Source organism: Shinella sp. NM-101 (assembly GCF_021401195.1).
Classification (GTDB): Bacteria; Pseudomonadota; Alphaproteobacteria; order Rhizobiales; family Rhizobiaceae; genus Shinella.
Window position 1 is genome coordinate 1 of sequence record NZ_JACBFT010000001.1, and the last position, 12,366, is coordinate 12,366.

The 12,366-nt window shown below is 65.5% G+C and carries 14 protein-coding genes; 5 read left to right on the forward strand and 9 right to left on the reverse strand.

Features of this window, described 5'->3' with window-relative positions:
• Positions 1 to 224 precede the first annotated feature (224 nt).
• Positions 225 to 1,085, reverse strand: coding sequence for a LysR family transcriptional regulator (locus tag L0976_RS00005; protein ID WP_234185517.1), 861 nt, complete (start codon positions 1,083 to 1,085; stop codon positions 225 to 227).
• Positions 1,086 to 1,181: 96 nt separating this feature from the next.
• Between L0976_RS00005 and L0976_RS00010 the strand changes: the two genes are divergently transcribed.
• The gene (locus tag L0976_RS00010) at positions 1,182 to 2,597 is read left to right on the forward strand and encodes an aldehyde dehydrogenase family protein (RefSeq protein WP_234185518.1); all 1,416 of its coding nucleotides are present in this window, start codon (positions 1,182 to 1,184) and stop codon (positions 2,595 to 2,597) included.
• A gap of 188 nt (positions 2,598 to 2,785) precedes the next feature.
• Positions 2,786 to 3,208, forward strand: a complete 423-nt coding sequence (locus tag L0976_RS00015) for a DUF4864 domain-containing protein (protein WP_234185519.1) — start codon at positions 2,786 to 2,788, stop codon at positions 3,206 to 3,208.
• 13 nt (positions 3,209 to 3,221) lie between these two features.
• Here L0976_RS00015 and tgt read toward each other — a convergent pair whose 3' ends face one another.
• The 6 genes from tgt to coaD form a co-directional block, all read right to left on the reverse strand.
• Positions 3,222 to 4,352: a tRNA guanosine(34) transglycosylase Tgt gene (tgt, locus tag L0976_RS00020; protein WP_234185520.1), complete on the reverse strand. Its 1,131-nt coding sequence runs from the start codon at positions 4,350 to 4,352 to the stop codon at positions 3,222 to 3,224.
• Positions 4,349 to 5,416, reverse strand: coding sequence for a tRNA preQ1(34) S-adenosylmethionine ribosyltransferase-isomerase QueA (queA, locus tag L0976_RS00025; protein WP_234185521.1), 1,068 nt, complete (start codon positions 5,414 to 5,416; stop codon positions 4,349 to 4,351). The genes tgt and queA overlap by 4 nt, the downstream gene beginning before the upstream one ends.
• An 8-nt stretch (positions 5,417 to 5,424) precedes the next feature.
• Positions 5,425 to 5,874: a DMT family transporter gene (locus tag L0976_RS00030; RefSeq protein ID WP_203318881.1), complete on the reverse strand. Its 450-nt coding sequence runs from the start codon at positions 5,872 to 5,874 to the stop codon at positions 5,425 to 5,427.
• 78 nt (positions 5,875 to 5,952) lie between these two features.
• Positions 5,953 to 6,468: a peptidylprolyl isomerase gene (locus L0976_RS00035; RefSeq protein ID WP_234185522.1), complete on the reverse strand. Its 516-nt coding sequence runs from the start codon at positions 6,466 to 6,468 to the stop codon at positions 5,953 to 5,955.
• Between the two features lie 83 nt (positions 6,469 to 6,551).
• Positions 6,552 to 7,118 carry a peptidylprolyl isomerase gene (locus L0976_RS00040; RefSeq protein ID WP_203318883.1) on the reverse strand — a complete coding sequence of 189 codons (567 nt, stop codon included), beginning with the start codon at positions 7,116 to 7,118 and terminating at the stop codon, positions 6,552 to 6,554.
• A 34-nt stretch (positions 7,119 to 7,152) separates the two neighbouring features.
• Positions 7,153 to 7,647: a pantetheine-phosphate adenylyltransferase gene (coaD, locus tag L0976_RS00045; protein ID WP_203318884.1), complete on the reverse strand. Its 495-nt coding sequence runs from the start codon at positions 7,645 to 7,647 to the stop codon at positions 7,153 to 7,155.
• Positions 7,648 to 7,897: 250 nt separating this feature from the next.
• On the opposite strand from coaD, the gene L0976_RS28590 reads away from it, so the two are divergent.
• Positions 7,898 to 8,023, forward strand: coding sequence for a hypothetical protein (locus tag L0976_RS28590; protein ID WP_255619905.1), 126 nt, complete (start codon positions 7,898 to 7,900; stop codon positions 8,021 to 8,023).
• A 12-nt stretch (positions 8,024 to 8,035) separates the two neighbouring features.
• Entirely contained in the window at positions 8,036 to 8,182 is a 147-nt protein-coding gene (locus L0976_RS00050) for a hypothetical protein (RefSeq protein ID WP_203318885.1), read from the forward strand.
• A 116-nt stretch (positions 8,183 to 8,298) separates the two neighbouring features.
• Here L0976_RS00050 and gyrA read toward each other — a convergent pair whose 3' ends face one another.
• A complete protein-coding gene (gene gyrA, locus L0976_RS00055; RefSeq protein WP_234185523.1) occupies positions 8,299 to 11,067 on the reverse strand; it encodes a DNA gyrase subunit A in 2,769 nt (922 codons plus the stop codon).
• Between the two features lie 236 nt (positions 11,068 to 11,303).
• Here gyrA and L0976_RS00060 point away from each other — a divergent pair, with 236 nt between their 5' ends.
• Positions 11,304 to 11,933: a MarC family protein gene (locus tag L0976_RS00060; RefSeq protein WP_234185524.1), complete on the forward strand. Its 630-nt coding sequence runs from the start codon at positions 11,304 to 11,306 to the stop codon at positions 11,931 to 11,933.
• Between the two features lie 6 nt (positions 11,934 to 11,939).
• Here L0976_RS00060 and L0976_RS00065 read toward each other — a convergent pair whose 3' ends face one another.
• Complete coding sequence (locus L0976_RS00065) at positions 11,940 to 12,347, reverse strand: cupin domain-containing protein (RefSeq protein WP_234185525.1); 408 nt, start codon at positions 12,345 to 12,347, stop codon at positions 11,940 to 11,942.
• Between the last annotated feature and the right edge of the window lie 19 nt (positions 12,348 to 12,366).

Sequence of the window (12,366 nt, forward strand, 5' to 3'; positions counted from 1 at the left end):
CACGCAAGTGCCTCGGCTACAAGACACCGGCCGAGGTCTTTCGCCAGAAGCTACTCGCGCAGATGCGATCCGGAGGATAGCATCAACGAGCCTGCAAGTCGCGCCTGGGCTTGAGCTCACACCTGGGCTTGAGCTCACAGTGGGTACATTCTATTTCCAAGTGCGACATGCCGGTGGCTTCGACGGTCTCGCTCCGGGATCATGGCTTCCCCCCCCGCCTGTTTTCAATCCAAGTCGCCGCCCGGCACATGGCGGCGGCCGGGATAATAGAGGCACAGGCCATCGAATGGCGGCGTCCAGTCGTCCAGCACCTGCACGAGCCGCCCGGCCATCAGGTGCTCCCGGGTTCCGAAGTCCGACACATAGGCAAGGCCGGCGCCGTGGAGCGCAGCTTCGAGGATCAATCCGCTTTCGTCCAGGATGAGCGATCCCGGGACGTCGATTTCGAGGCCTTCCCCGTGCCGGACAAATTCCCAGTGATAGATCCGGCCATTTGCCATCCGTAGCCGGATGCACCGATGGGCCTTCAGGTCGTTCGGATGGCCGGGCATCCGGCGACCCTCGAGATAGGCCGGTGCGCCGACCACGATCATGCGCGTCTGCCCGGTCACCGGAATGGCGATCATGTCGGGCGGCACGGCCTCGGCCAGCCGGAACCCGGCATCGAAGCCCTGCCCCGTGATATCGACCAGTGCGGCCTCGGTGACCACATCGAGCGTCACCTCGGGATAACGGTCCGCATATCGCAGCAGCAGCGGTTCCAGCAGCATCCGGGCTGCACCCAACGAGATGTTCAGCCGCAGCACGCCGCTTGGGCGCGCCTGGGACTGCTGGGCGCGTTCCATGGCGCTGTCGATGGCGGCAAGCGCGGCGGCGACCTCGTCGACGAAAGCCTCGCCCGCTGCCGTCAGCGCCACGGAGCGCGTGGTCCTGTTGAAGAGCCGCACGCCAAGCCGGCCTTCCAGCGCGTTCACGGCATGGCTGAGCGCCGAGGACGACACCCTAAGCTCGCGCGCCGCCGCGCGAAAGCCGCCATGCCTCGCGATGGTGGTGACTGCCTCGAGCTCGGCAAGGCTGGCTTTCATTGCGCGATTTTCCTCATCAGCCTGTGAATGATTGATGATCTTATCCTGATCCCCGGCGACGTGCATACCATCCTCGTCCAGACAGGAGATCAAAAAATGAGAGCAATCGACCGGATCTATATCGACGGCGCCTTCGTCACGCCGCATGGCGAGGAGCGGTTCGACCTGTTCAATCCGTCGACCGAGGAAAAGACCGGAACGGTGCGGCTTGCGGACGCCGAAGACGTCCGGATGGCCGTTGCCGCGGCAAAGCGCGCTTTCCCGGCCATGCGAGACACGAGCCCGAAGGAACGGATCGAGATGCTCCATGCGCTGCGCGATGCCGTGGCAGCCAGGGCGGACGTTCTGAAGGAGGCGATGGCCCTGGAATACGGTGCGCCGCAATCCTTTCTCGCCTTTTCGGTTCCCCATGCCGCGCACGTCTTCGAAACGGCGGCAAGGACCGTTGCGGACTATGCCTTCACCCGCCGCATCGGCAACGCCGAAATCATCATGGAGCCGGTCGGTGTCGCTGCGGCGATCACCCCCTGGAACAGCAATATCGGCTTCATCTGCACCAAGCTCGCCACCGCCCTCGCCGCCGGAACGAGCATCGTCGTCAAGCCGTCGGAGATGAGCGCGATCCAGACCCAGGCCGTGCTGGAAGCGCTTCACGATGCCGGCCTGCCGCGTGGCGTCCTGAATGTCGTCAACGGCTACGGCCATGTGGTGGGCGCGGCCCTGAGCGAAAGCCCGGACATCGCCAAGATCACCTTCACGGGCTCGACCGCGACCGGGCGCACGATCCTGCGCGCGGCCGCCGACACCTTCAAGCGCGTGACCTTGGAACTCGGCGGCAAGGGCCCGCAGATCCTTCTCGACGACGCGGACCTCGACCGGGCCGTTCCCCACATCGTCGCGTCCGCCTTCCGCAACAGCGGACAGGCCTGCATCGCCGGCACCCGCCTCCTCGTCCCCGAGCATCGTCTGGCGGAGGTGAGCGAACGCCTCGGCGAGGCCGTGTCACGGATAAAGGTCGGCCCGCCGGATGATCCCGACGCCACCATCGGGCCGATGGTCAGCGCCAGGCAATGGGAGCGGGTCCAGTCCTTCATCCGGCTCGGCCGCAAGGCCGGTGCGACCGTTCTCGTCGGTGGCGAGGGCCGCCCGGCCGGGCTCGATCGCGGCTGGTTCGTGCGGCCGACCGTCTTCACCGGCGTCACCAACGACATGGAGATCGCCCGGCAGGAAATTTTCGGCCCGGTCCTCAGCGTGATCGCCTATCGCGACGAAGCGCAAGCCATCGCCATCGCCAACGACACGGAATACGGCCTGCAATCCTACGTTCTCGGCGCCGACATAGAGCGCATGCGGCGCGTTGCCCGCCGGCTCGAAGCCGGGCGCGTGGTCCTGAACGAAGCGCCCTCGGATTCGCAGGTTCCGTTCGGCGGCTTCAAGCATTCCGGCATCGGGCGCGAGTTCGGCCCCTTCGGTCTCGATGCGTTCCTCGAACCCAAGGCCATCGTCGGTTGAAGGGATCGGGATTCGCAAAAGCCTGCGGTCCTGCAAGTTGGGCGGCCGGTCGATCCATGTCGTGAAGCGAAATTCATACGTTGGATTAGATAGTCGGTATAATTATATGATTTATAATAAAAATATATAGAAGGGTCGTTTTCGGATCTATGTGCTATCCTGAAGGGCGCCGAAAAGGAGTGCATGCCATGAGGTTGCCTTTCGTCGTGATCCCTTGCCTTGCCTTCGCCCTGCTCCCCTTCGCCGTCACGCGGGCGCAAGAGCCGCTCGATACGGTGCGGACGGTGATCGAGGGGCAGATCCGGGCCTTCCTGAACGATGACGCCGGTGCGGCCTATGCGTTCGCCTCCCCGACCCTCCGCGAAAAATTCCCGACGAAGGATGCGTTCTTCGACATGGTCAAGCGCGGATACGCCCCGGTCTACCGGCCGGGCAATTTTGCCTTCGGCCGCTCGAAGGTCGAGGGCGACACGGTTGTCCAGGAAGTGCTGATTTCCGGGCGGGACGGCAAGGACTGGACGGCGCTCTACCAGCTCGTGAGGCAGCCGGACGGCAGCTACAGGATCAACGGCGTGCACATGGTGCCCGCCGCTCCCGGACCCGGAATCTGAAGGTGCGTGCGCCTCAGAGGGGGGCGAGATCGCCCCTCGCCCACATCTCCTGGGTCTCCGCCATGAAGTCGGCGAAGCGGCCTTCCTCGATCGCCTTGCGGATGCCGGCCATCAGGTCCTGGTAATAGGAAAGGTTGTTCCAGGTCAGCAGCATGCCGCCGAGCGACTCGTTGGCGCGGACGAGATGGTGCAGGTAGGCGCGCGAATAATCCCGCGCGGCCGGGCAGGTCGACTCCTCGTCGAGCGGGCGCATGTCCTCCGCGTGGCGCGCATTGCGCAGGTTGATGCGGCCGCGCCGGGTGAAGGCGAGGCCATGGCGGCCCGAGCGGGTCGGCATCACGCAGTCGAACATGTCGATGCCGCGGGCGACGGATTTCAGCATGTCGTCGGGCGTGCCGACGCCCATCAGGTAGCGCGGCTTTTCGGTCGGCAGATGCGGGATCGTCGTGTCGATCATGTCGAGCATGACCTCCTGCGGCTCGCCCACCGCAAGGCCGCCGATGGCGTAGCCCTTGAGGCCGAGGCCAGAAAGGGCCTCGGCCGAGCGCACGCGCAGATGCGGAATGTCGCCGCCCTGCACGATGCCGAACATCGCCTTGCCCGGCTGGTCGCCGAAGGCGGCCTTGCAGCGCTCGGCCCAGCGCAGCGACATTTCCATGGCGCGCTCGATTTCCTTCGGGGAAGCCGGCAGCGCCACGCATTCGTCGAGCTGCATCTGGATGTCGCTGTCGAGCAGGCCCTGGATCTCGATCGAGCGTTCGGGCGACATGTGGTGCAATGCGCCGTCGATATGGCTCTTGAACGTCACGCCCTGCTCGTCGAGCTTGCGCAGGCCCGAAAGCGACATGACCTGGAAGCCGCCCGAATCGGTCAGGATCGGAAACGGCCAGCGGATGAGTTCGTGCAGGCCGCCGAGGCGGGCGACGCGCTCGGCGCCGGGGCGCAGCATCAGGTGATAGGTGTTGCCGAGGATGATGTCCGCGCCGAGTTCGCGCACCTGGTCGAGATACATCGCCTTGACCGTGCCCACCGTGCCGACGGGCATGAAGGCCGGCGTGCGGATCGTGCCGCGCGGCATGGAAACCTCGCCGCGGCGCGCCTTGCCGTCGGTGGCGAGGAGCTTGAACTGGAAGGTGTCGGTCATCGGTGGTCCCGGAAAAGCAGGCTGGAGTCGCCGTAGGAATAGAAGCGGTAGCCGGTCTCGATCGCGTGCGCATAGGCGCCGCGCATCGTCTCCAGGCCGGAAAAGGCAGAGACGAGCATGAAGAGCGTCGACTTCGGCAGGTGGAAATTGGTCATCAGCATGTCGGCCGTGCGGAAGCGGTAGCCGGGCGTGATGAAGATGCCCGTCGCGCCGGACCACGGCCGGATCGTGCCGTCCTCTTCGGCAGCGCTTTCCAGAAGGCGCAGCGATGTCGTGCCGATAGAGACGATGCGCCCGCCCCTCGCCCTGACGGCGTTGAGGGCGGCGGCGGTGTCCTCGGAGACGTAGCCGATCTCCTCGTGCATGACATGGTCCGTCGTATCGTCCGCCTTGACCGGCAGGAAGGTGCCGGCGCCGACATGCAGCGTCACGAAATGCCGCTCGACGCCGAGCCCATCGAGCCGAGCAAAGAGCGCATCGGTGAAGTGCAGTCCGGCGGTCGGTGCGGCAACGGCGCCCTCCTGCCGGGCATAGATCGTCTGGTAGTCCTTCCTGTCCGCCTCGTCGTCGGCGCGTTTGGAAGCGATATAGGGCGGCAGCGGAATATGGCCGACCGTGGCGATGGCCCGGTCGAGCTCCGGGCCCGACGCGTCGAAATGCAGGGTGACTTCGCCGCTCTCGCCCTTCTCCTCGACGATGGCCGAAAGGCCCTCCGCCGCGCCGAAGGTGATGCGGTCGCCGCGCTTGATGCGCTTGCCCGGTTTGGCGAAAGCCTTCCAGCGGTCGCCGGCAATGCGCATGTGCAGCGTCGCGGAAACCTTCTGGCCGCCGGCGCCCTCGCGGTGGCGGACGCCCTCGAGCTGGGCGGGTATGACGCGCGTATCGTTGAAGACCAGCGCGTCGCCCGCCCGCAGCAGCGACGGCAGATCGCCGACCGTGCGGTCCTCGTAGGGCACATCCGCGCCGGGGCGCACGACGAGCAGCCGCGCCGCTTCCCTCGGCGTCACCGGGCGAAGCGCGATGTTTTCCTCCGGCAGGTCGAAATCGAAGAGGTCGACACGCATGGCAGGCCTCAGAGGAAGCGGATCATCAGCGCGCCGGCGACGAGAAGAAGCGCGCCGGCGATGCGGCCGACGGAGATTTCGCGCACGGCCATGCCGAGAAAGCCGATGCGGTCGAGCAGGATGCCGGCAAGAAGCTGGCCGGAAACGGCAAAGGCCATGACGGCGGCGGCGCCGATGCGCGGCGTCAGGAAGATCGCGGTCGTGACATAGATCGTGCCGAGCGCGCCGCCGACGACATAAAGCCAGAGATCAGGCCCGCGCCAGTCCGGTGCCCGCCCCTCGAACGAGGCGGTGGCGAACATCACGGCGGCAAGGATGATCGCCCCGGAGAGGAACGAAACACAGGCGGCGGCGACCGGCATGCCGAGCCCGCGCCCGAGCAGCGCATTGATGGGAGCCTGGATGGCGATGCACGCGCCGGCCGCGACGCCGAGCAGCGCCCAGAGGAAAGCGGTCATATCGACTTGTCTCTTGAAAAGCGCACAAAGAAAAACCGCGCCCGCCGGGGCGGGCGCGGTCGAAACGGATGGTTTCTATCAGGCCGCTACGTCGGCGGCAACCTTCATCGAGACGATGGTGTCGGGATCGCGCACCGGTTCGCCGCGCTTGATCTTGTCGATGTTCTCCATGCCTTCGATGACCTGGCCCCAGACGGAATACTGCTTGTTGAGCCAGGGGGCGTCGGTGAAGCAGATGAAGAACTGCGAATTGGCGGAGTTCGGCATCTGGCTGCGGGCCATGGAGCAGGTGCCGCGCACATGGCTCATGTTGGAGAACTCGGCCTTCAGGTCCGGCTTCTCGGAGCCGCCCATGCCGGCGCGGGCCGGGTTGAAGTCCTTGCCGCCGGTCTTGCCGTACTGCACGTCGCCGGTCTGGGCCATGAAGTCTTCGATCACGCGGTGGAAGACGACGCCGTCATAGGCGCCCTCGCGCGCCAGTTCCTTGACGCGCGCGACGTGGCCCGGCGCGAGATCCGGAAGAAGCTGGATGACCACCCTGCCCTTCGAGGTCTCCATGATGATGGTGTTTTCCGGATCCTTGATCTCGGCCATGGTCTTTCTCCTTTTAAAGCCTGTCCCGCAGAAGTGGGTCGCGGTCTGGTGATTGCAACAGGCGGAAAATCAAAATGCGGGGCTTACTTGCCGACGGTGACCTTGATCATCCGGTCAGGGTCCGTCACCGAGCCGTTGGCTGCATCGTCGCCGCGCTTGATCTTGTCGACGTTCTCCATGCCGGAGACGACCTTGCCGACCACGGTATACTGGCCGTTCAGGAAATCGCCGGGAGCGAACATGATGAAGAACTGCGAATTCGCCGAGTTCGGATCCTGCGCGCGGGCCATGCCGACCGTGCCGCGCTCGAAGGGAACGTCGGAGAATTCCGCCGGCAGGTCCGGCTTGCTGGAGCCGCCCGTGCCGGCCGCCTGCGGCTGGTAGCCGTTCTCCATGTCGCCGTACTGCACGTCGCCGGTCTGCGCCATGAAGCCTTCGATCACGCGGTGGAAGGCGACGTTGTCGTATTCGCCGGCCGCGGCCAGTTCCTTGATGCGCTCGGCGTGCTTGGGCGCCTTGTCGTTCAGTTCGATGACGACGGGGCCGTCCTTGAGCTGGATCGTGATGAAATCGGCGGCCTGGGCAACGACGGCGCTGGTGGCGGTCGCGAGGAACAGGGCGCCTGCGAAGGCGAAGCGAAGGATGGTCATGATAGCTCCCTGGAGGGGTTCTGGATGATTGCGCTCAGCCCTTCTGCCGGGCTTTGAGGGCCTCGAAGACGGGCGCCGGGACAAATGCGCCGACATCGCCGCCCATGGCCGCGATCTGGCGGACCAATGTGGCGGTAATGGGCCGCGAGGCGACACCCGCCGGCAGGAAGACGGTCTGCACGTCGGGCGCCATCTGCCGGTTCATGCCGGCCATCTGCATCTCGTAGTCGAGGTCCGTCCCGTCGCGCAGGCCCCGGATGAGCAGATGGGCCTTGTTGGCGCGCGCGGCGTCGACGACAAGGTTCGAGAAGGAGACGACGCTGACGTCCCCTGCCCGCTCCGGCAAGGCTTGCACGATGGACCGGCGGATGAGGTCCGCGCGCTCCTCGAAGGAGAACAGCGGCGTCTTTCCGGGATGGATGCCGATCGCCACGATGACCTTCGGCGCCACGCTCAGCGCCTGGACCAGCACATCGACATGGCCGTTGGTGATCGGATCGAAAGAGCCAGGATAGAAGGCGACTGTCATCGGCGGGGTCCCGTTTGCCGCCTTTTGTCATGGACCGCCCTTTTCCGCAAGGGCGCCGCCTGTCGCAGCGCCCGCTGTCCCCTGTTGAAGAACATGAACCGCCCATGAACGAGCCGTTCAAGACCATTTCAGGCAGGCCATGTCTTAATGACAGCATAGGGGCCGGGAACAATATGCGTTGCGACGCATTCTACCGTCCGAACACAGTGGAACAAGTAATGCGTTTCCTTAGGCTGGAAGGAACTCGAAAATGGCACTCGCTCTACTCTGCATGACGATGTTCATCGCCCTCTCCGTCGCGACGATCCATGCATTGCGTGAAGAGGATCGGCCGGCTGCTCCCAAGGTCGCCGCCCGCGGCAAGTGGCTGCGCTGAGGAAGCCGCACCATGGCCGCGATCACCATCCTCTCGATGATCTTCATCAGCACGGTCTTCACGATCGACTTCGCCCGCACGATCTTCGAGATCAAGCGTGAGCGGGAAGCTCTGAAGGCCGTTCGGCTGAAAACGAAAGCAGGCGGCTTCGGCGTCTGAGAACGCCCCTTGCCGCCGTCAAAGCGGGCAGCCTTTCCTCCGGGCTGCCCGCTTCAAATGAAAAGCCGGACGGTTCCCTGCCCGTCCGGCTTTTTCGTGTCTGGAGGCTGCGAGGCTTACTCCTCGCTGCCCGGCGCAGCATCGTCCGCTGCCTCGACATCGCCTTCGGCGTCGTCGTCACCGTCAGGCTCGCTGATGCGCTCGACCGAAACCACCTTCTCGTCCTTGGCGGTGGAGAAGATCGTGACGCCCTTCGTCGCGCGGCTGGCGATGCGGATGCCGTCGACCGGCACGCGGATGAGCTGGCCGCCGTCGGAGACGAGCATGAGCTGGTCCTTCTCCTCGACCGGGAAGGCGGCGACGAGTTCGCCGATCTCGCCCGTCTTGGACGTGTCGGTGGCGCGGATGCCCTTGCCGCCGCGGCCCGAGGTGCGGAAGTCGTAGGAGGACGACCGCTTGCCGTAGCCCTTCTGCGAGACCGTCAGCACGAACTGCTCGCGCATCTTCAGTTCCTGGTAGCGCTCTTCCGTGAGATCGCCGACCTCGCCGACATCCTCGCCGACCAGCGCGATATCCTCCTCGTCGACGCCGCTGGCGCGGCGTTCGGCGGCGGAGCGCTTGAGATAGGCGGCGCGTTCCCACGGCTCGGCAGCGACATGGCCGACGACCGTCATGGAGATGATGCGATCGCCGCTGCCCAGCGTGATGCCGCGCACGCCGACCGAGTTGCGGCCGGCAAAGACGCGCACGTCATCGACCGGGAAGCGGATGCACTGGCCGAGCGCCGTGGTCAGCAGCACGTCGTCGTGCTCGGTGCAGGTCTCGACGTTGAGGATCTCGTCGCCCTCTTCCTCGAGCTTCATCGCGATCTTGCCGTTGCGGTTGACCTGGACGAAATCGGACAGCTTGTTGCGCCGGACCGTGCCGCGCGTCGTCGAAAACATGACATCGAGGTTTTCCCACGTCGTCTCGTCCTCGGGCAGCGGCATGATGGTGGTGATGCGTTCGCCCGGATCCAGCGGCAGCATGTTGATCAGCGCCTTGCCCTTCGACTGCGGCGTGCCGATCGGCAGGCGCCAGACCTTCTCCTTGTAGACGATGCCGCGCGAGGAGAAGAACAGGACCGGCGTATGCGTGTTGGCGACGAAGAGGCGGGTGGCGAAATCCTCGTCCTTCATGGCCATGCCGGAGCGGCCCTTGCCGCCGCGGCGCTGCGCGCGATAGGTGGCGAGCGGCACGCGCTTGACGTAGCCGGCATGGGAGACGGTGACGACCATGTCCTCGCGGGCGATCAGGTCCTCGTCGTCCATGTCCGGGCCGCCCTCGGCGATCTCGGTGCGGCGCGGCGTGCCGAACTCGTCGCGCACGGCGGCGAGCTCTTCCTTGACGATGTTCATCATGCGCAGGCGCGAGGAGAGGATGTCGAGGTAATCCTTGATCTCCTCGCCGATCTTGTTGAGCTCCTCGTCGATCTCGTCGCGGCCGAGCGCCGTGAGGCGGGCAAGGCGCAGCTCCAGGATGGCGCGGGCCTGTTCCTCGGAGAGATTGTAGGTGAGGTCCTCGTTGATGCGGTGGCGCGGGTCGTCGATGAGGCGGATCAGCGCGTCGACGTCCTTGGCCGGCCAGCGGCGCTCCATCAACTGCTCGCGCGCGGTCTGCGGGTCGGGCGCGCGGCGGATGAGGTTGATCACCTCGTCGATATTGGCGACGGCGATGGCAAGGCCCACGAGGACGTGTGCGCGGTCGCGCGCCTTGCGCAGCAGGTACTTCGTGCGGCGGCTGACGACCTCCTCGCGGAAGGCGACGAAGGCGCGCAGCATGTCGAGCAGCGTCATCTGCTCCGGCTTGCCGCCGTTCAGCGCGACCATGTTGCAGCCGAAGGACGTCTGCAGCGGCGTGTAGCGGTAGAGCTGGTTGAGGATGACTTCCGCATTGGCGTCGCGCTTCAGCTCGATGACGACGCGGTAGCCCTGCCGGTCGGATTCGTCGCGCAGGTCCGAGATGCCCTCGATGCGCTTGTCGCGCACCAGCTCGGCCATCTTCTCGATCATCGTCGCCTTGTTCACCTGGAAGGGAACTTCCGTGATGATGATCTGCTCGCGATCGCCGCGCATCGGCTCGATATGCGCGCGGCCGCGCATGATGACGGAACCGCGGCCCGTCTCGTAGGCCTGGCGGATGCCGGCGCGGCCGAGGATCAGCGCGCCCGTCGGGAAGTCCGGCCCCGGAATGTGCTGCATGAGGTCGAGAAGCTCGATCGCCGGATTGTCGATCAGCGCGATACAGCCGTTGATGACCTCGAAGAGATTGTGCGGCGGAATGTTCGTCGCCATGCCGACGGCGATGCCGCCGGCGCCGTTGACGAGAAGGTTCGGGAACTTCGCGGGAACGACGACCGGCTCGCTCATCGTGCCGTCGTAGTTGTCGCGGAAGTTGACCGTCTCCTTGTCGAGGTCGTCGAGCAGCGAATGGGCGGCCTTTTCGAGGCGGCATTCCGTGTAGCGCTGGGCCGCCGGCGGGTCGCCGTCGATGGAGCCGAAGTTGCCCTGGCCGTCGATCAGCGGTAGGCGGAGCGACCAGTCCTGCGCCATGCGTGCCAGCGCGTCGTAGATCGCGGCGTCGCCGTGCGGATGGTATTTACCCATCACGTCACCGGTCACGCGGGCCGACTTCACGTATTTCTTGTTCCAGTCGACCCCCATTTCGCTCATCGAGTAGAGGATGCGCCGGTGAACGGGCTTCAGGCCGTCGCGCACGTCGGGCAGCGCGCGGGACACGATCACGCTCATGGCGTAATCGAGATAGGACCGCTGCATTTCCTCGATGATGGAGATCGGCTCAATGCCGGGAGGGTTCTTGCCGCCGGGTGTCGTTTGTTCTGTCAATTTCGGTCACGATCGTTGTTCAGAATCAGATGCAATTTTATAGCCCAACGGCGCTGGGAGCGCCAATTTTGCCGGGGGTTTTGAACAGGCTTTTCCCAGAAAATCCGCCGATTTGCGCATTTTCATGGCCCGCGCGGCAGCGCATGGCGCCCGCCCTTCCCTTGCACGCCGCCCTCGCCTAACAATGCGCGGACAGGGCCGCCGAAACGGCCGCCAAATGGCGAGGGGAACGCCGCATGCTCAATGTCGATCATCTGGTCAATGCGGTCACGACGCTGCTCGTGACCATCGATCCGCCCGGCCTCGCGCCGATCTTTCTCGGGCTCACCGTCGGCATGACGCGCCCGCAGCGCAAGCAGGTGGCGTTGCGCGGCTCGCTGATCGCCTTCTGCATCCTGGCGGTCTTTGCGATCACGGGTGCCGGCGTGCTCTCGCTGCTCGGCATCTCCATCGGCGCTTTCCGCATCGCCGGCGGCCTCCTCTTGTTCTGGATCGCCTTCGAGATGATCTTCGAGCGCCGCAACGAGCGGAAGGAGAAGACGAGCGAGGTGGCGATCACCCGCGATCACATCCACAACATCGCCGTCTTCCCGCTTGCCCTGCCGCTGATCGCCGGCCCCGGCGCGATCTCCGCGACCATCCTGCTCTCCGGCTCCTTCCCTTCCGCGCTGGAGCGTGCCGCCCTGATCGGCGTCCTCGCGCTCTGCATCGCCATCCTGTTCCTCTCCCTGGTCATCGCCGAGCGCATCGACCGCTTCCTCGGCAATACCGGCCGCGCCATCCTGACGCGCCTGCTCGGCGTCATCCTCGCGGCGCTGGCCGTGCAGTTCGTGGTGGACGGCATCAAGTCGGTGTTCTTCGGCTGAGGCGGGTCAAGCGTTCCCGGCGAACCATGCGGCGATGGCCGGCATGTTCTCCTCGAAGCCGCCGGGCAGGAAGACGTTGAGCAGGCCGACCCGCTCATCCGTGCGGTTCTGGAAATCGTGCATCACATTGGCCGGGATGCGCACGAAGCTGCCGGCAGGCGCCTCGAGCCACGCCTCGCCGGCAAGGATGCTCGCCACGCCCGCAAGCACATAGAAGAGCTCGATATTTCCGGCATGGGAATGGGCGCCCGGCCCGGTCGTGTGCGGCTCCAGCCACCATTCGGAAACGCTGTAGGCGTTTTCGGTCTCGCCATGATCCGCCTTGAAGACCGCGTTCATGCGCCCGAGCGGATAGGCCCGACCCTCACCCGGCCGCAGGAAAAGCACGTCTGCGACCGTCTTCCCGTTCCCCATGGCGCGCCCTCCTCCGGCA

Bases quoted from the DNA above. Each gene is read 5' to 3' on its own strand.
- L0976_RS00005 (WP_234185517.1), bottom strand. From the start codon at position 1,085: ATGAAAGCCAGCCTTGCCGAGCTCGAGGCAGTCACCACCATCGCGAGG.
- L0976_RS00015 (WP_234185519.1), top strand. From the start codon at position 2,786: ATGAGGTTGCCTTTCGTCGTGATCCCTTGCCTTGCCTTCGCCCTGCTC.
- L0976_RS00030 (WP_203318881.1), bottom strand. From the start codon at position 5,874: ATGACCGCTTTCCTCTGGGCGCTGCTCGGCGTCGCGGCCGGCGCGTGC.
- L0976_RS00050 (WP_203318885.1), top strand. From the start codon at position 8,036: ATGGCCGCGATCACCATCCTCTCGATGATCTTCATCAGCACGGTCTTC.
- coaD (WP_203318884.1), bottom strand. From the start codon at position 7,647: ATGACAGTCGCCTTCTATCCTGGCTCTTTCGATCCGATCACCAACGGC.
- tgt (WP_234185520.1), bottom strand. From the start codon at position 4,352: ATGACCGACACCTTCCAGTTCAAGCTCCTCGCCACCGACGGCAAGGCG.
- L0976_RS00010 (WP_234185518.1), top strand. From the start codon at position 1,182: ATGAGAGCAATCGACCGGATCTATATCGACGGCGCCTTCGTCACGCCG.
- queA (WP_234185521.1), bottom strand. From the start codon at position 5,416: ATGCGTGTCGACCTCTTCGATTTCGACCTGCCGGAGGAAAACATCGCG.
- L0976_RS00040 (WP_203318883.1), bottom strand. From the start codon at position 7,118: ATGACCATCCTTCGCTTCGCCTTCGCAGGCGCCCTGTTCCTCGCGACC.
- L0976_RS00060 (WP_234185524.1), top strand. From the start codon at position 11,304: ATGCTCAATGTCGATCATCTGGTCAATGCGGTCACGACGCTGCTCGTG.
- L0976_RS28590 (WP_255619905.1), top strand. From the start codon at position 7,898: ATGGCACTCGCTCTACTCTGCATGACGATGTTCATCGCCCTCTCCGTC.
- L0976_RS00035 (WP_234185522.1), bottom strand. From the start codon at position 6,468: ATGGCCGAGATCAAGGATCCGGAAAACACCATCATCATGGAGACCTCG.
- L0976_RS00065 (WP_234185525.1), bottom strand. From the start codon at position 12,347: ATGGGGAACGGGAAGACGGTCGCAGACGTGCTTTTCCTGCGGCCGGGT.